At 38.5% G+C, this 16,699-nt stretch carries 19 protein-coding genes, 1 tRNA gene and 1 pseudogene; 17 read left to right on the forward strand and 4 right to left on the reverse strand.

The genetic code is table 11. The annotated features are described in order from the left end of the window. The first annotated feature begins 124 nt into the window (after positions 1-124). Together P22_RS17760 and P22_RS17765 are read left to right on the forward strand one after the other, a co-directional pair. Entirely contained in the window at positions 125-1,039 is a 915-nt protein-coding gene (locus tag P22_RS17760; RefSeq protein WP_054261574.1) for a chemotaxis protein, read from the forward strand. Positions 1,040-1,112: 73 nt separating this feature from the next. After that, positions 1,113-1,188, forward strand: a tRNA-Ala gene (locus P22_RS17765). A gap of 438 nt (positions 1,189-1,626) precedes the next feature. Here P22_RS17765 and P22_RS17770 read toward each other — a convergent pair. Continuing rightward, complete coding sequence (locus P22_RS17770) at positions 1,627-2,037, reverse strand: DUF4363 family protein (protein ID WP_054261575.1); 411 nt, start codon at positions 2,035-2,037, stop codon at positions 1,627-1,629. Further along, a complete protein-coding gene (locus P22_RS17775; RefSeq protein ID WP_054261576.1) occupies positions 2,010-2,723 on the reverse strand; it encodes a YetF domain-containing protein in 714 nt (237 codons plus the stop codon). The genes P22_RS17770 and P22_RS17775 overlap by 28 nt, the downstream gene beginning before the upstream one ends. A 182-nt stretch (positions 2,724-2,905) precedes the next feature. Between P22_RS17775 and P22_RS17780 the strand changes: the two genes are divergently transcribed. The 10 genes and pseudogenes from P22_RS17780 (at position 2,906) to P22_RS17820 (ending at position 9,443) form a co-directional block, all read left to right on the forward strand. After that, entirely contained in the window at positions 2,906-3,112 is a 207-nt protein-coding gene (locus tag P22_RS17780) for a DUF1657 domain-containing protein (protein WP_054261577.1), read from the forward strand. A 15-nt stretch (positions 3,113-3,127) separates the two neighbouring features. Beyond that, positions 3,128-3,988 (forward strand): DUF421 domain-containing protein, encoded by an 861-nt coding sequence (locus P22_RS17785; protein ID WP_054261578.1) that lies wholly within the window; start codon positions 3,128-3,130, stop codon positions 3,986-3,988. A 12-nt stretch (positions 3,989-4,000) separates the two neighbouring features. After that, positions 4,001-4,480 carry a stage V sporulation protein AC gene (gene spoVAC / locus P22_RS17790; protein WP_054261579.1) on the forward strand — a complete coding sequence of 160 codons (480 nt, stop codon included), beginning with the start codon at positions 4,001-4,003 and terminating at the stop codon, positions 4,478-4,480. Further along, complete coding sequence (gene spoVAD / locus P22_RS17795) at positions 4,481-5,482, forward strand: stage V sporulation protein AD (RefSeq protein ID WP_054261580.1); 1,002 nt, start codon at positions 4,481-4,483, stop codon at positions 5,480-5,482. A gap of 16 nt (positions 5,483-5,498) precedes the next feature. Next, positions 5,499-5,852 carry a stage V sporulation protein AE gene (spoVAE, locus tag P22_RS17800; RefSeq protein ID WP_054261581.1) on the forward strand — a complete coding sequence of 118 codons (354 nt, stop codon included), beginning with the start codon at positions 5,499-5,501 and terminating at the stop codon, positions 5,850-5,852. 26 nt (positions 5,853-5,878) lie between these two features. Continuing rightward, entirely contained in the window at positions 5,879-6,082 is a 204-nt protein-coding gene (locus P22_RS17805; protein WP_054261582.1) for a DUF1657 domain-containing protein, read from the forward strand. 246 nt (positions 6,083-6,328) lie between these two features. Beyond that, positions 6,329-6,683 (forward strand): annotated as a pseudogene (gene tnpA / locus P22_RS17810) (IS200/IS605 family transposase). A 107-nt stretch (positions 6,684-6,790) separates the two neighbouring features. Further along, positions 6,791-7,162 (forward strand): GNAT family N-acetyltransferase, encoded by a 372-nt coding sequence (locus P22_RS21280; protein ID WP_255351813.1) that lies wholly within the window; start codon positions 6,791-6,793, stop codon positions 7,160-7,162. A 193-nt stretch (positions 7,163-7,355) separates the two neighbouring features. Further along, positions 7,356-8,678, forward strand: coding sequence for a replication-associated recombination protein A (locus tag P22_RS17815; RefSeq protein ID WP_054261583.1), 1,323 nt, complete (start codon positions 7,356-7,358; stop codon positions 8,676-8,678). Positions 8,679-8,876: 198 nt separating this feature from the next. Beyond that, entirely contained in the window at positions 8,877-9,443 is a 567-nt protein-coding gene (locus P22_RS17820; protein ID WP_054261584.1) for a hypothetical protein, read from the forward strand. Between the two features lie 566 nt (positions 9,444-10,009). On the opposite strand, the gene nrdD is transcribed toward P22_RS17820, so the two are convergent. After that, a complete protein-coding gene (nrdD, locus tag P22_RS17825; protein WP_054261585.1) occupies positions 10,010-10,297 on the reverse strand; it encodes an anaerobic ribonucleoside-triphosphate reductase in 288 nt (95 codons plus the stop codon). Between the two features lie 511 nt (positions 10,298-10,808). Here nrdD and P22_RS21490 point away from each other — a divergent pair. From P22_RS21490 to P22_RS17835, 3 genes are all read left to right on the forward strand, one after another. After that, positions 10,809-11,147, forward strand: a complete 339-nt coding sequence (locus tag P22_RS21490) for a hypothetical protein (RefSeq protein ID WP_304437579.1) — start codon at positions 10,809-10,811, stop codon at positions 11,145-11,147. Between the two features lie 14 nt (positions 11,148-11,161). Beyond that, positions 11,162-11,335, forward strand: coding sequence for a 3D domain-containing protein (locus P22_RS21285; RefSeq protein WP_304437580.1), 174 nt, complete (start codon positions 11,162-11,164; stop codon positions 11,333-11,335). A 120-nt stretch (positions 11,336-11,455) separates the two neighbouring features. Next, positions 11,456-12,898 (forward strand): NAD(P)/FAD-dependent oxidoreductase, encoded by a 1,443-nt coding sequence (locus P22_RS17835; RefSeq protein WP_054261586.1) that lies wholly within the window; start codon positions 11,456-11,458, stop codon positions 12,896-12,898. 249 nt (positions 12,899-13,147) lie between these two features. Here the strand turns inward: P22_RS17835 and P22_RS17840 are convergent, their stop codons facing one another. Then, positions 13,148-14,092, reverse strand: coding sequence for a metal-dependent hydrolase (locus tag P22_RS17840; protein ID WP_054261587.1), 945 nt, complete (start codon positions 14,090-14,092; stop codon positions 13,148-13,150). A 432-nt stretch (positions 14,093-14,524) separates the two neighbouring features. Between P22_RS17840 and P22_RS17845 the strand changes: the two genes are divergently transcribed. Beyond that, positions 14,525-16,279 carry a SulP family inorganic anion transporter gene (locus P22_RS17845; RefSeq protein WP_235814708.1) on the forward strand — a complete coding sequence of 585 codons (1,755 nt, stop codon included), beginning with the start codon at positions 14,525-14,527 and terminating at the stop codon, positions 16,277-16,279. Between the two features lie 14 nt (positions 16,280-16,293). Continuing rightward, positions 16,294-16,671 (forward strand): RidA family protein, encoded by a 378-nt coding sequence (locus P22_RS17850; RefSeq protein ID WP_054261588.1) that lies wholly within the window; start codon positions 16,294-16,296, stop codon positions 16,669-16,671. Positions 16,672-16,699 lie beyond the last annotated feature (28 nt).

Here is a 16,699-nt window from a genome sequence, read left to right on the forward strand (position 1 = left end):
TTTTACGAATTTTGTTGAGTTTTGAGATAAATGTGAAGGATTTTTTTAACAAATGATCTAATTTAATAATAGGCAAGTTAGGCTAAGTCGTTATTGTGATTAAATACCCTAAGGAGGCAGAAAGATGAGTGAGAAAGCCGGAAATAAAAAAGGGATATTATTAGAAACAGGGACAAATGAATTTGAAATTATTGAATTTACGGTCGGTAAAGTAAGCTATGGCATAAATGTTGCCAAAGTTCGTGAGGTTATTAATCCTGTTCCGGTAACTAAAATGCCTCATTCTCATCCTTATGTCGATGGGGTTTTTACCTTACGTGGCAGAGTAATGCCTCTTGTAAATTTGCCGCGGTGTCTGGATGCGGAAGAACAATCCAATACAAAAAATATTATCGTTAGTGAGCTTAATAATTATTTCGTAGGCTTTTTAGTAGATGAAGTGTCGCGGATCTACCGGGTCTCCTGGACGGCAATGGAAACACCACCGGACATTAGTGATTCAGATTTAGTGGTTGGCCTGATAAAAATGAATGAAAAGATCATCGTTTTATTGGATTTCGAAAAGATTGTTTCTGTAATTAATCCTGAAATCAACATAAAGCTGACAACGATTCCACAGAGTGCTCCAGATTTGGAAAAAATACGTCAGACTAAAACCATTGTTGTGGCTGAAGACTCGCCCATGTTGCGTGAGTTGTTGGTAGGTACTCTGCATACATCCGGGTATCAAAACATTAAAGCGTACTATAATGGCAAGGAGGCTTGGGAGGCTTTGGAGGCTATGGCGGAAAGCGAAATTCCGATAGCCGAAAAAATTCAAATGGTTATAACCGATATTGAAATGCCCCAAATGGACGGACATCATTTATTAAAGAAAATAAAAAATCATCCAAGATTGCGTGAACTTCCAGTTATTATTTTCTCATCACTTATCAATGAAGAAATGCGGCGTAAAGGCGAGGCCATAGGAGCCAATGGGCAGATATCTAAGCCTGAAATCGGTCAGTTAATTGATTTAGTGGATAAAATAATTTTGTAAACATAGACTATTAATTTTTGTTGACACAAATTAATTTTTAGTATATACTTATATCTGTTGGTAAGATATATGTGGGGGTATAGCTCAGCTGGGAGAGCGCTTGAATGGCATTCAAGAGGCCAGCGGTTCGATCCCGCTTACCTCCACCATTTATAGGACCAATAATAGGAAATAATTGTTATTTATGCCATGAGTTTGTCATGGCTTTTTTTGTTAGTTTTATACCTTATCTCGGTATTAGTATATCTTCGATTTCCTCGAAATTGAGAATTGTGAATATCTTCCAGGCGACGTTTATTTTGAGAAATCCGTTCGCGTAAAGATTGATCTATCTGGCTATCTTCTGCAGGGATATACAGATTATCGATTTTACAGAGGACGGATTTTTTTCTTTTTCCAGGACTTTTATTTCAGTTAAATGATTAACAGAGGTTGCAGCAATACTTTTATTGATGTTCTCCACAATCGAACGGATTTCTCAATGCTAAAAATTTTAGATTTAACATAATTGATACAAAGCCTTCTAGCCATTCTCTTTTTTTGCGGTTGAGCAGGAGGGGGGCGAAGTACGTTGACTGCGGTTGCATCTATAATGAATCTATATTTTCCCACGTACTTTCTATTAGGAGAATAGATACCAGGGAGTTTGATTGATCTTGGGTGGCAAGGTATCCATCTAATTTTGTAAAACCATCCTCAATGTCTTTTACGTAATCATGGTCAATATCTACTTGAATAAATGGCTTTAATTTCTTCCAGGATTCTTTTGAATCTTCCAAATTTGTTTTTGCTTGCTGCCAATCCTCATTACGAATATTATTTTCCACTTGTTCCAAATGCTTGGAAAATCCTATACGGTTATCTAAAGGCTTTGTCAGTAACGTACAGGCACTTAAGGCTACTAAAGTACTACTCAATAAAATTGCGATAACAATTGTTTTGATTAGACGAAACCGGTTATCCAGTAATTTTATCTTTTTATTGATATTGTACAACATGATTTATCTCCTTTTAAGTCAACATATAGGTTTCCCTTGGTATCTAATTGTGCCAATGAAATTTCTGTGATATCCTGAATATTTTGCTTACTGAGTTGATGTTCTAACCAGGCCTTGGTTAAATTAAGTGAATGAAGCGCATCTTGCAGTACAATACCGTCTAAAATAAGGTTTGTCGGCAGCCCGTCATATTTTGTGGAGATGTTTAAGTCTCCGGGAGTAACGGGTTGCTTTTGAGATTTCTTTTGTATGCTGATCTTTCCTCCTGGCTCAAACATTGCGAACTCTACATCGGTTATATTAAATACTCCTTGGGTGCGTAGTTCGGATATAAGCTGTTCTATTGGGATACGAATTTGTTTTAATTTATCTTCAAGAATTTTTCCGTTTTCAACTACAACTGTTGCTTCACCATCTACCATCTTACGAATCCATACGCTATGGAGGCTCAAAATTGCCAGTAATATCGCCAGTATTGTCCATGTAGCCAACCCTGCCAACGTAGACAGTAAATCTTCATTTACCTGTACAGATAAAGTAGAAGCCATGGAACCGATGGTAATCCCAACGACATAGTCGAAAAAGGTCAGCTGGGCAACCTGCTGCTTGCCCATAAGTCGCACAAGCAATAATAAAATAACAAAAGAAATAACAGATCGAATTACTACAACCAGCGTAATTGACAAAAAAGCGACCTCCCCTAATGCGTTTGTTTACTAGTATTACTAGAGTAAGATTCAGTTATTCAGGAATTACGGGATAGTTGAGAGGATAAAAAACAGAGGAGAAATTTCCATAATTTTTAAGCAATATTTGACGGATTAAAGTTGGAATTGGAAGAATAATAGAGTAAATGGAGGGAATATATATGACAGTTGCTTCTCAAATAAAAAAAACGTTAGCGACCCTTAAAGGCAGTCAGGGTACATTACGATTATATGCGTTACAGACGGGGGACGAAGAAACCAAATTAGTATACAATGAAGCATTGGAGACTGTAGGGGTAATAACAAATGATCTTGAGAAAAGAATGCAGACTCTAGAATATCAAGAGCCACAATTTAAAGGAAACTAATCAGGAGATTGAAAAATGCAGGAATGGATACAGATATTACTAAGTTCAGTTTCATTATTTTTTCTGATACTCCTCATGACCAGGAGCATGGGAAAAAGAAATATTGTCCGTTTGACGCCTTTTCAGTTTGTAAACTACATGATAATTGCAATAATTGCGGCATTAATGTCCTTGAATATAATTACAAACTTTGTTTTCGGATTGATTGCGCTAGGTGTTTGGGTACTGCTTCCTATAGCACTAGATTATTTGTCCATAAAAAGCAAGTGGGTTCATGACGTTGTTAGCGGGAAGGAAACCGTCTTAATTAAGCATGGGAAAATTATGGAAGAGAATCTTTTGCAAACCAGGCTAACAGGAGAGGAACTTTTGCGGGAGCTTCGCTCAAAAAATGCATTTAATCTAGGGGATGTTGAATTTGCCGTAATGGAAGGCACTGGAGATATAAATGTAATTCTGAAATCTCATAAAAAGCCTGTGTCCGCCTACGATTTAGGGATAAAAGTGGCACCACAGACGGAACCGCAGACCGTTATACTGGATGGCAACATGTTAAATGAACCCCTCGCTTCTTTAGGGTTTAATAAGGAATGGCTGGGTATCCAGTTGGAAAACATGGGAGTATCGCTGGACAATGTTTTTATCGGGCAAGTAGATTCGTCCGGCGAGTTATATCTGGATCTTTTTGACGATAGTGTGCAAATGCCACAGCCTAAAGTAAAGGAAATGCTTTATGCAAATTTCGAGAAAATTCAGGCGGATCTCACAACATTTGCGTTGGAGACACAGAATGAAGCGGCTAAGAGGATGTATTCGGAGCATGCTGATACCTTACAGCAACTTATGAAAAAGCTTAAGCCGTATTTATTGCGATAGAAGGTGATTTTAATGTCCAGCATAAAAAGGAAAAACCTAACCCCTGTACAACAGCAGTACCAGGACTTTGCTCATGCCAGAGAGCCGCAGCGCCCAATAGTACGGAACTGCATACGGGCCTTTATTGCCGGAGGCATTATCTGTACTATAGGCCAGGGAATACAATGGTTTTTTATGACCTATTTTAACTTTGATGAAAAGACCGCGGGAGACCCTACCGTTGCGGTTTTGATTTTGCTTTCCGTGTTACTTACAAGCTTTGGGGTATATGATCATCTTGCACAATGGGGCGGGGCTGGAACTGCCGTTCCGGTTACAGGGTTTGCCAATACTATCGCGTCAGCGTCGCTTGACCATAAAAGTGAAGGGTTTGTATTAGGTGTCGGCGGAAATATGTTTAAAATTGCCGGGCCGGTTATTGTGTATGGAGTTTTTTCCGCTTTTGTAGTTGCTATTATAAAAGTAGTTATTAATTTGTTAGGTGGGATGTGAATGTTACTAGGTCATCAAACATGGATTTTTGCATCCAAACCGGTAATCATTGGCTCTGCGGCGATAGGCGGACCCTTCGAGGCACAAGGGAACCTGGCAGACGATTTTGACCTGCTGCACGGTGATATATGGCTGGGGCAGGACAGTTACGAACAAGCGGAAAAAAAGTTTCTGGAGCAAGCCTGTGAGACTGCGATTAAAAAGGCAGGACTCAAAAAAGAGGATATCCAGTTTTTCCTGAGTGGAGATTTAATTAACCAGATTATACCCAGCAGCTTTACTGCCCGTACTCTAGCCGTTCCCTATTTAGGCATCTATGGTGCATGCTCCAGTTCGATAGAAGGCCTGTCTCTCGCTTCACTGATTGTGGATAGTGGGTTTGCGCACAATGCACTTATTGGCACATCCAGCCATAACGCAGCCTCGGAAAAACAATATCGGTATCCCACCGAATATGGCGCACAGAAACCTCCCACAGCGCAATGGACTGTTACGGGAGCAGGTGCCGCGGTTGTTGCACGGCAGGGTCAGGGGCCGCGTGTTACTGCGGCAACTATTGGACGCGTAATTGATATGGGGCTTTCCGATCCTTTTAATATGGGAGCAGCCATGGCCCCAGCCGCAGTTGACACGATCGAAGCCCATTTTAGGGATATGAATATCGAGCCATCACACTATGATCTCATTGCGACCGGTGACTTAGGTAAGATAGGTCACCGGATTGCCGGAGATTTGCTTACCAAGCATGGACTCATCATTCCTGTGGAAAAATTGACTGACTGTGGTATTTTGATGTACAAGGAAAGTCAGCCGGTTTTAGCAGGCGCCAGTGGCTGTGCCTGTGCTGCTACAACTACCTTTGGGCATCTTTTAAATCGTATGCGCCGAGGAGAACTGAGCCGCGTGCTGATCATTGCCACAGGTGCTTTACTTTCGCCCATGTCTTATCAACAAAAAGAAACAATACCGTGTGTTGCCCATGCAGTATCAATAGAAATATAGCAAAGGAGGCTGAAGCTTGGAGAAGTTTGTATTAGCGTTTATCGTTGGAGGAACGATCTGTGTAATTGGACAACTCTTAATGGACGGACTGAAATTAACTCCTGCCCATACGATGGTTGCCCTAGTCGTATCCGGAGCTGTTTTAGGAGGATTTGGGCTCTATGACGATTTAGTTAGGTTTGCAGGTGCCGGAGCTTCGGTGCCTATAAGCAGCTTTGGAAATCAACTGGTAAAAGGGGCCCTCCAGGAGGCAGAAAAAACCGGTCTTGTCGGTGTATTGACAGGTATTTTTAAAATTACCAGCGCAGGCATTTCAGCGGCGATTATATTCGGATTTCTGTCAGCGTTACTGTTTAAACCAAAAGGATAGAATAGTCCTAAAAGGAGGTGAAAAAAATGACAGTAGGTACTCAAATGACTCAGGCTATTGCAACTGTACAAAACGCTGCCGCCACCATGAAAACATTTTCTTTGGAGACGCAGGATCAGCAGGCAAAACAAACCTTTGAGCAATTGGCGCAGACCCTTGACAATGCAGTTGAAACATTAAAAGGAAGACAAAAATACATTGAAAAGCAAGAACCACAGTTCAAACAGTAATGCAGGGTGTCATATCTCATTAGTAGCCCGGGATAGCATTTATTGCTGTCTCGGGATTTTTTGCGTAAGCAGAATACCACACGCTACGCGTGTGGTTCTAGAAAGCTTATAGCTATGGGGCGAAAAAAAGAGCCACCTTTGTTAGAATAAATGCAGGTTTGCCGACCTCATAACTCTGAACAAAGGAGGCACATCCAATTGGATACTAAGAGTTTAGCACATAGTAAATAGCGTTGTAAATATCATATAGTATTTGCTCCAAAGTACAGAAGGCAAGTAATATATGGAAAAATAAAAGCAGATATAGGAGTGATATTAAGAAAGCTATGTGAATATAAAGGGGTGGAAATTCTCGAAGCGAATGCGTGTCCAAATCATATTCACATGTTAGTGAGCATTCCTCCTAAGATCAGTGTAGCGTCTTTTATGGGGTACTTAAAGGGAAAAAGTTCGCTAATGATATTTGATAAACATGCGAATTTGAAATATAAGTACGGAAACAGACATTTCTGGTGTAAGGGATATTATGTAGATACAGTAGGACGAAATAAAGAGGCAATCGCAAAAATACATCAGAGAGCAGCTGCAAGAAGATATATAGTAACCGAGCAATTAAGTAATTCGGGAGTTTTAACATCGATCTTCATAGCGATCCTCCTTTCACAAGCTCATACATTATTAATTGATTCTGATTTAGTTCCTGAAGGACTGGAAAAGGAAGAACTTACTCTCTTTTGTCGATTCGATGAAGGAAAGCGGATAATCGGAGTGATTGGTATAAAAAGGTATGGACAATCCTGTCTGCTTCGTTCACTGGCTGTCAGTAAAGAACATCGCAACAAAGGAATAGCATGTGTATTACTAAAAGAGGCTTTCCAATTTGCTCGTAATGAAAAAATCATTGATGCCTATCTGCTCACAGAAACCATTGGTGATATGCTGAAATGTTATGGATTTAACGAGGTCTCCCGTGAGACTGTACCTGCTGATATACTTACTTCTCCATTTTTTAATGGCATTTGTCCTTTATCTTCCCAGCTATTGCACCGAAAATTAGAAGAAGGTGACTGTAATGTTTGAATCCTTAGGAGAACTGGTCGTTTATCAGGATATGGGGCTTTCCCTTTTTGCTTGTTTAAAAAAAACCCTGTAAGTAGGGAGAGGACCAGCACCCTTACTATATATGTTGGTCTACCCATTGAATAATTTGGCAATTAGATGATAATATATATAATAGAACATATGTACTATTTGAGGAAATTAGGTGTAATGAATGGATTATGTACAAGGCACTTTTTTTGAAAATGTGCATAAAGCTCCCCTAGCTGATAGAATCAGGCCAAGAACCCTGGAAGAATATATTGGCCAGATACATATCCTTGGTAAAGGCAAGGTACTGAGACAGCTCATAGAATCAGATAATATTACTTCGATGATTCTATGGGGACCTCCTGGTGTTGGCAAAACTACCCTCGCGATGATAATCGCCAATATAACCAACGCCAAGTTTATAACCTTTAGCGCTGTAACCTCTGGCATCAAAGAGATTAAGGAGATAATGGCAAAAGCGGAACAGAGCAGGTTGATGGGCGAGCGGACCGTAATCTTTGTGGATGAAATTCACCGCTTTAACAAAGCACAACAGGATGCTTTTCTCCCTCACGTCGAGAAAGGCAATATTATTCTCATTGGCGCCACTACCGAAAATCCTTCTTTTGAGGTTAACTCTGCCTTGCTCTCGAGGAGTAGAGTGTTTGTTCTGCATTCTCTGCAAACAGAAGATATTCTGAAGCTATTAAAGCATGCCTTGCAAGATCAAAGAGGCTACGGCGGCCAGAATATTAAAATTGCCGATGAGCTGCTGGATTTAATCGCTGTATATTCCAATGGAGATGCCAGGACAGCGCTTAATGTGTTGGAAATGGCCGTGATGAGCGCTGATAAGCGGAGTGACGCTACGATAATAAGTAAAGATATCGTGGAAGGCTGTATCCAAAAGAAGGCGTTATTATATGATAAAAATGGGGAAGAACACTATAATCTTATCTCTGCCTTGCACAAATCCATGCGCAACAGTGATCCCGATGCCGCGGTCTACTGGCTGGCCAGAATGCTGGAAGCCGGGGAAGAACCGCTGTTTATTGCCAGAAGGCTGATCCGCTTTGCTTCTGAAGACATCGGCCTGGCTGATCCTAGGGCCTTGGAAATGACTATCGCCGTGTATAATGCCGCCCATTATTTGGGCATGCCTGAGTGTAATGTGCACTTAACCCAGGCGGTGGTATATCTTTCCGTAGCTGCCAAGTCCAATGCGCTATATATGGCCTATGAAAACGCTAAGAAGGATGCTAACAGCACCATGGCAGATGGTGTGCCGTTGCACCTTCGAAATGCTTCAACTAAGCTGATGGCAAACCTCAACTATGGTAAGGGTTATCAATATGCACATAATGTTGCAGATAAAGTAACCAATATGCAGTGTCTGCCGGAAAATTTGAAAGACCGGCAGTATTATCAGCCTACTGATCAAGGCCTTGAAAAAAATATAAAAGAACGCTTGGGGCTTATCAAAAAGCTGAAGACTAGAAAAACTTAGAAATCAGTTAAGGAGAAGCAAGGAGTTGTTTTTTAAAGGACTTTTGTATTCCTTAAAGAATTATTAAATAAGAACAAAATTACGTAAAAAAATTGGTTATTTAATGCATAATTTTGTTCGATATATATTTTAGATTGATAAGTTATGATTGTAAATGATTTAATATCTATAAAATAAATCTAAGAAAGAAGGTGCAAAATGTCCCCAATCCTTAATACAACATCTAATGTTAATATGACTAATACCTTAAATTCTTCTAGGCAAGCAAATCAGCAAAAAATAACGCAAGATGAAGAAAAGTCTCAGAGTGCGGTTTCAACTAACAACGCAGTAAATGTCGCATCATCATTTGAGCTTAGTACCGATAAAGCGACTTCGGAAGATGCAAATGCAGCTGTTTCCCCAGCATATACGGTTGAAATCAGCGAGGAGGGTGCCCGCTTAAGTGCTCTCGGTTCCTCTATTGCACCTACAGCTACCGCTAGTCAATCACCGGTTAAGGAGAATGCAGTAAGTTCTTCTACTGATTCTGCGATCATTTCTCAAGCCAGTGTGGCTGCGAATAAAACGGAAAGCGCTGAAGATAGCGAAACTGACTCTACTTCCGACTCCAGTTCTACCAATCTTACACAATACAGTGAATATGAATTAAAGCAAATGTTAAATAACGGTAAGATTACTCAAAGTGAATATAATGCCGAAATAACTAGACGTGAAGAAGTAGAACAAAAAACAGCCGTTCCTGTAACTAATGTTAGTGTTTGAATAGCTTAAATATATCAGAATAAAAAGATAAACACCTTTTTTTTATTTCTACAAATAAAACATTCTCACGATATTTTTGCGATAATTGGTATGTTACATACCTACTAATTTAAAACTTGTTTCGAGGAAGAACTTGTCCGGTGGCTTCAGCTACCGGATTTTTTATTACGGTTTTTTGTATTCGATAAAATGAAAATGGAGAACTGTTTATTATTAAGCAACATATTGTGTAACGTGAACGGTAACGTGAGAAGGCACATCATGAAGAAACCATGAGAACACTCGGAGGATTGGTATTACTGGGTGTCATATAATAATTAAAAAATTTAAATCTACATAAATAAATTCCCGTTTTTGTTACGTACCGGACGGGGAATGATGATAATGATTAGGGTCTCGGAATAATCTGAAAATTAACTCAATAGCGTTTATTCGCTGTCCGGGTTATTTAAACGGTAACAGCCTGTTATCTTAAGCTGATCATTCCGATAGAGTATGCTGGCAAATATGCCGTTTTTTTCGGATACTGAAATTAGAGGGCAACCAACAATGGAATATGTAGCTTTTTATATAGCATGTTTTACACGGTCACGTTCTTCTTGTTTTTTGGCATTATTCCATTTCTCTGTGGTACCCACCAAATAACCGGTAATTCGGCGAATACGTTCAAAAGGAATCGGGACGGTACGGTAGTGAATGTCCACGTATTCTTTATCAACAGTAATGTTTACTGATATGAGTTTATTTTTGATTTTTGTTTGCAACTGGTCTATATAAATAGCTACCTCTTCATTGGCAATTTCACCTTTTACGTTAACTTCAATTTGATTATAAGCAAAAGTGCGGACAGACATAAAACACGCTCCTTGTAATTAATATATATAATTCATTAATTATATTTCCACATTAAATGTAAAATTCCTTTGATAGTTATTGCTCTTTAAATGAAATATTAATGTACCTAAAAGACAATTTCATCTGATGTAACAGGATAGTAAATAAAAAATTTGGAGTAATTCTTATTTTCGCAGTATAATTAAAACTATTACACATATTCAGGAAATAGGTTTTGGAAAAAATATAGTAACAATGATCAGTTTTTTAGTTAACAACCGGTTTTTTCCAAAGGGATTCTATAAGGTGTTCTGCGGAAATAAAAATGGGTGCAGGAGACACTTGTTATTGTTTTGTAATCATTTCGCTAAAAGCTATAATTTACTTCGAATTAATTTTTGTAATTTATTAATACTATAAATACTTATATTAGTTAACTGGTTTGTCAATCAAACCAGTTAAGGAAAATTATGGATTTCGTTAAGATCATGGCGTTAAAGTAGAAAATATTTTACAAAGGAGGACATGTTGGTGAAACGTCACAAACGCCATAAAGGAAAAATAAAACGAATTGCAGCCGCTCTTGCAGGAGCAGCTATTATGTCATCTGCGGTTTTGCCGGGGCTACCATCTGCTGTTGTACACGCATCCGCTAACAAGAATAAAACGGAAGCAACACAACAGGTAAAGCATGAAAAGAAAACATTTAAAAAAGAAAAAACACCTCGCCATTATGAAGATGTTTTAGAAGCTACTGCCACTGCTTATGCGCCAGGACCTCATAATAATGATCAATGGGGTAATAAAACCCATCTTGGAACGCAGGTTCGTCCTGGTATCATAGCTGTTGACCCTAATATTATTCCTTAGGCTCTAAAGTATATATTCAATATCCTGACGGAACAGGAACGTATGCAGTAGCAGAAGATACAGGCGGAGCGATTAAGGGGAATCGTATTGATATCGCTAAATGGACTGTAGAAGAGGCTAAAGATTTCGGCATGAAAAATGTAAAGGTTTATATTGTCGATAAAAATACGGATAATAATGATAAATGAAGAAAGAAAAAACATTGCAACCTGGCAATGTTTTTTTTAAAATTGCTAATTTTAGCAGGGATAATATAAAATCTGAATAATTATGTAATTATATCAACTCTTAAGGGGGCCTTCTGATAGATGTATGATGTATGTGTGATTGGTGCAGGCGTGGTAGGGCTCAATATTGCCAGAGAACTGGCAAAATATAAACTGAAACTTTGTGTTCTTGAGAAAGAAGACGATGTGAGTTGCGGTTGTTCTAAGGCTAACAGTGGAATTGTTCATGGAGGTTATTCGGATGAACCTGGAATTTTAAAGGCCAAACTATGTATCCGGGGAAACCGTATGTATGAAAAATTGAATAAAGAATTACACTTTGGCTATAGAAGAACGGGATCATTGGTTTTGGCTTTTGAAAATGAAGAGATATCCAAACTACAACAATTATATGATAGGGGTATTGCTAATGGTGTTGAAGGGTTAGAAATATTGTCTTCAGAAGAAGTGCTGCAAAAAGAACCTTATGTAAGTAAAAATATTAAAGCAGCATTATACTGCGAAAATGCGGGAGTAACTTCACCTTATGAATTTGCGATTGCATTAGCTGAAAATGCCATTAATAATGGTGTAGATATCAAATTGCAGTCTGAAGTCGTCGGAATTAACAATGCAAACAGTTATTTTGAAATTTCCCTTAGTAATGGCAAGATCATTACGGCACGTTATGTAGTTAATGCGGCCGGGATATACAGTGATAAAATTGCTAATATGCTAGAAATAACGGAGTATACAATTATGCCGCGTCGCGGACAATATTTGTTATTGGATAAAGAGGAAAATTATTTGACACAATCCGTTATTTTTCAGGTACCTACCCCGCTTGGCAAGGGTATTTTAGTGACAACTACTTATCATGGAAATCTAATGATCGGTCCTAATGCCGAGGAAATTGAAGATAAAGAAGATATCGGTACTGATGAAAAAACATTAAAATATATTGTGGAAACAGCTCGTAAATCGGTACCTGATTTTAATATTAAAAAGGTTTTAAAGTCTTTTGCCGGAAATCGTCCTGTTGCCAATGTTACTGATTGGGTAATCGGAGAAAGTAGCGTAAAAAGATTTATTAATCTTATCGGGATCGACTCTCCTGGGTTAACCGCTTCGCCGGCTATTGCACTGGAAGTAAAAGAAGTCTTACAACAGGCCGGACTTATTTTAGAACACAATTCCCAATTTATATCAGAAAGAAAACCTATTATTAAACCTAAAATCGACCCATTCCAAGGATCAATTGAATCAACAAACCCCGAGAAACATATTATTTGCCGTTGCGAGCAAGTGACGGAAGCAGAGATTGTCGATTGTTTACAGCGCGGTATTCCGATACGTTCTCTTGATGCAGTGAGCCGGCGGACACGTGCGGGACATGGGAAATGCCAGGGAGTTTTCTGTGGACCCAGAGTAAAAAAACTAATGGCTGAACAGTTACATATTTCTATTGAAGATATCAAATCTAAAAGTAATGATTCGTCGCTTTTAGCACAGCGTGTAAAGCGTATAGATTTACGTAATCTATAAAGAAAATAACTCAAAAGTTATGCTTTTGAGTTATTTTCTTTTATTAGCTGCAGCCACAAGATTTCGTTTTTGGCTTTTTATTATCCTGTTTTACATTGGGAGCAATTTCTTTGGCAAATTCGGATGATTTATTGGTTTTTGGTTTACATTTACCCATATCATCACCTCCTGAATATAAGGTTCCCATAAAAGTCTTATAAAATAGCTGTTAAATTTTATTATCCCAATATATTTTTTTCAAAAAAATAACTAGCAGGGTACTTTAATGTTGCGTCCATACGTATGCAAGTAAGAAGTGACCGGAAGTTGATGTTGATTGAAAATAATGGTAGCAGAATGTAAAAATTTATGATTTAAGATATAACGTAAATCATAAATTTTGACTTTAACTACATTATTTTCTTTGGCTTCTTCAAAATAAGCGAAAGGAGAAAAGGTACGAAAAAAACGTCCAAGAGGCGTTTTTTGAGCTTCACTAATAAGAACTGAGGAAGTTTTTTTACAGGGGAATGTGGCCGTAATTTGAACAGTTAAATTTATATTTGATATTCGTCCGGCAAAATATCCCTGGTCTGTCTGTACAACAAAATCCAAATTAAACAGATGTCGTAATGAAGGCATGATTAATATTTGATGTACAATATAATCCTTTAAATATTGCTTTAAATAGCAATAGGCCTGTTTTTTCAAAAACAAACGAAAAAGAGTATAGGCAAACAAAGAAACAGCCAAATACCATGAAAATTGACCGGCATAATAAATATAAATATCAAAGACGAATAAAAGCGCTAGAATAATAGGATCAAAGACATTTAAAAGATGACAGCTGATTCGTTCTTTTTTTAATGGCCACAATAAGGCCGCACCATGGGTGTTGGCATAATCGCTTAGTATGTGAGACAAACCGCCGACGAATGCCCATAAAAAAAGTGACATGATGTCGGCTGAGGATACAAATACATGTACACTTATGGCGATAAATAAAGACCATCCAATAATACCCGGAAAAGAATGGGAAGAAGCACGATGTTGTTTTAAATATGTCATACCACCACGTATGTGAGTAAAAATGTCTAAATCAGGCGCCTGAGCACCTAGTATGGTGGAAATAAAAATTGGGTCGGAAAATGCTGGTTGGTGGCCGGAAAGTACTGCCAAGGAAAAACCAATAAGTGCATGAGAAACTGCATCCACGTAGTTCACCTCATAAAAATAACTTTACATAAATTATATGTAAGGTGTATTTTTTTGTCGATGGTAAGTAGTGGCACTGTAATGCACAAATTAGGTTATAGTGCTTTTTGAGCAAATTTAACAATATTTATAGAATTTCTATTAAAATTCGGCAATAATAAACATTTATCCTATAGGATCATAAAATATAGTAATATTTATCGTTACCTAAATGAATCATAGTATGATATGATACAATTATTATTTTTCATGCTTAATTGTAAAATGTACGCTCACTAGTTAATCTATTTGGTATGAAACGGAAACCTGGACAATGACAGACTATGCTGCACAGAGTATAGCCAGCCTAAGGGTGTAGAGCCATACTCTGTGCAGCATTTGTATTTATCAGCTATACAATTGGAACTTTTATAGCTTTGTGGAGGTTAACACTTGGACGATGATGCTGAAAGGAAGTTTTATATGACACGTGCGCTTAGAATACCACTGAAACGCTATTTTTCGCGGTTTTTTAAAAAGGATTTATTATCCGGCCTTACGGTTGGTGTAATTTCGTTACCGTTAGCTATGGCCTTTGCTATTGCCTCCGGTGTAAAGCCTGAATACGGCATTTATACGACGATTATTGCCGCCTGCTTGGTAGCCATTTTTGGTGGAAGCAGGTTTCAGGTTGCCGGCCCTACTGGTGCGTTCATTCCTATATTGTTATCTATTGTTTTAACGTATGGTTATGAAAATTTACTTATTGCAGGGTTTATGTCTGGTATTATTTTAATAGTGATGGGTTTATTGGATATGGGTTCGTTGATAAAATTTATTCCCCGTTCCGTAACGATTGGTTTTACAGCAGGAATTGCAGTCAATATTTTTACCGGGCAGGTTCCAAACTTTTTGGGACTTACCGGTATTGAACGTCATGAGAGTTTTGTTGCCAATGTAATTGAGATTGTGAGACATTTTGGTACACTGAATCCTTATAGTGCTCTTACGTCGTTCATTTGTTTGGTTATGATTCTGATTACACCCCGGATCTTTCCTAAAATACCCGGTTCATTAATTGGTCTTTTAGTATCTACCATTGTAGCCACTGTGGCATATCCAAATGAAATCAGTACCATTGCTTCGACTTTTGGCGGAATACCGGGGAATTTACCCCAGCTTGTGATTCCGGAAATAACTTTAGAAAAAGTCGAGCAGCTTTTCCAGCCGGCGCTTACTATTGCTATTTTGGGTGCTATAGAATCTTTGTTATCTGCTGTGGTTGCTGACGGCATGGCTGGCACACAGCATAATAGCAATCGTGAATTAATCGGACAGGGGATTGCCAATTTTGTGGCACCACTTTTTGGCGGTATTCCTGCCACCGGTGCTATCGCCCGTACTGCAACCAATATTCGGACAGGAGCAGCCACACAGTATTCAGCACTTATTTCAGGGATTTTTGTTTTGCTGACGATGCTGATTCTGGCCCGGTATGCTGGTCTAATTCCGCTGGCCAGCATGGCTCCTATATTAATGGTAGTGTCTTATAATATGAGTCAGCATCATGCTTTTGCTGCTATACTAAAGGTCCGTACACTGAGCTCCGTTGTACTTTTGATTTCATTTTTTCTTACTGTATTTGTCAACTTAACGATTGCTGTTGAAGTCGGGCTATTGTTAGCGATGATTCTTTTTGTTAAACGTATGAGTGATATTCTTGCGGTCAATCCGGTTGTTTTAGATAAGGAAAATAACATTATTGAAATTGCGGACGAAGAAATTCTTGAAGATTATACCTGTTCAGAAATTAGTATTTTCAGCATTGACGGTCCATTATTTTTCGGTGCGGCCCAAATGTTCTCGCAAAGTATCATGGATACCATCCACTATGATCCTAAAATCCTTATTCTGCGCATGAGTAAAGTATCTATCATTGATATAACCGGTGAAAATCACCTTCGCAGTATTGTCGAACGTTTACAGAAAAAAGGTATTACCGTTCTGATTGCCGGATTAAACGGACAACCGGAGAAGAAACTGCGGGTTACGGGGCTTTATGATATCATCGGAAATAGGAACTTTTTTCCACATACCACAACGGCTATTGAATATGCTTATCAGCATATTGATAAAAATTACTGCCAAAAATGCACTAAATCTGTTTTTAAACAGTGCGGACTAGGCTATAATGATAATAATAAGTGATTTGGGGGATTCAAATGAAAACAGTTGTTAACACAGACAGAGCGCCACAAGCCATCGGGCCGTATTCACAGGCTATAAAGGCCAATGGCTTTTTATTCCTATCGGGACAAATTCCTTTGGATCCCGTTAGTGGGCAAATTGTATACGGTGGAATTTCTATGCAAACTTATCAGGTACTCAACAATATCAAAGCCATTTTAGAGTCAGAGGGATTAACATTGGATCAAGTAGTCAAAACTACTGTTTTTTTAAAAAATATGAATGATTTCGCTGATGTAAACAAAGTATATACTGAATTTTTTACTACGCAGCCTCCGGCTCGAAGTTGCGTTGCAGTAGCTGGTCTGCCGCGTGATGTAAATGTTGAAATTGAAGTCACTGCGGTTTACTAAAAAGCGGAAGCCAAAATGGCTTCCGCTT

The sequence above is a fragment of the Propionispora sp. 2/2-37 genome, from assembly GCF_001298735.1.
In the GTDB taxonomy this organism is placed as follows: Bacteria; Bacillota; Negativicutes; order Propionisporales; family Propionisporaceae; genus Propionispora.

Coding starts and splice junctions, on each gene's coding strand:
- P22_RS17835 (WP_054261586.1), top strand. CDS start 11,456: ATGTATGATGTATGTGTGATTGGTGCAGGCGTGGTAGGGCTCAATATT.
- P22_RS17780 (WP_054261577.1), top strand. CDS start 2,906: ATGACAGTTGCTTCTCAAATAAAAAAAACGTTAGCGACCCTTAAAGGC.
- spoVAC (WP_054261579.1), top strand. CDS start 4,001: ATGTCCAGCATAAAAAGGAAAAACCTAACCCCTGTACAACAGCAGTAC.
- nrdD (WP_054261585.1), bottom strand. CDS start 10,297: ATGTCTGTCCGCACTTTTGCTTATAATCAAATTGAAGTTAACGTAAAA.
- P22_RS17760 (WP_054261574.1), top strand. CDS start 125: ATGAGTGAGAAAGCCGGAAATAAAAAAGGGATATTATTAGAAACAGGG.
- P22_RS17850 (WP_054261588.1), top strand. CDS start 16,294: ATGAAAACAGTTGTTAACACAGACAGAGCGCCACAAGCCATCGGGCCG.
- P22_RS17805 (WP_054261582.1), top strand. CDS start 5,879: ATGACAGTAGGTACTCAAATGACTCAGGCTATTGCAACTGTACAAAAC.
- P22_RS17820 (WP_054261584.1), top strand. CDS start 8,877: ATGTCCCCAATCCTTAATACAACATCTAATGTTAATATGACTAATACC.
- P22_RS17815 (WP_054261583.1), top strand. CDS start 7,356: ATGGATTATGTACAAGGCACTTTTTTTGAAAATGTGCATAAAGCTCCC.
- spoVAD (WP_054261580.1), top strand. CDS start 4,481: ATGTTACTAGGTCATCAAACATGGATTTTTGCATCCAAACCGGTAATC.
- P22_RS17785 (WP_054261578.1), top strand. CDS start 3,128: ATGCAGGAATGGATACAGATATTACTAAGTTCAGTTTCATTATTTTTT.
- P22_RS17770 (WP_054261575.1), bottom strand. CDS start 2,037: ATGTTGTACAATATCAATAAAAAGATAAAATTACTGGATAACCGGTTT.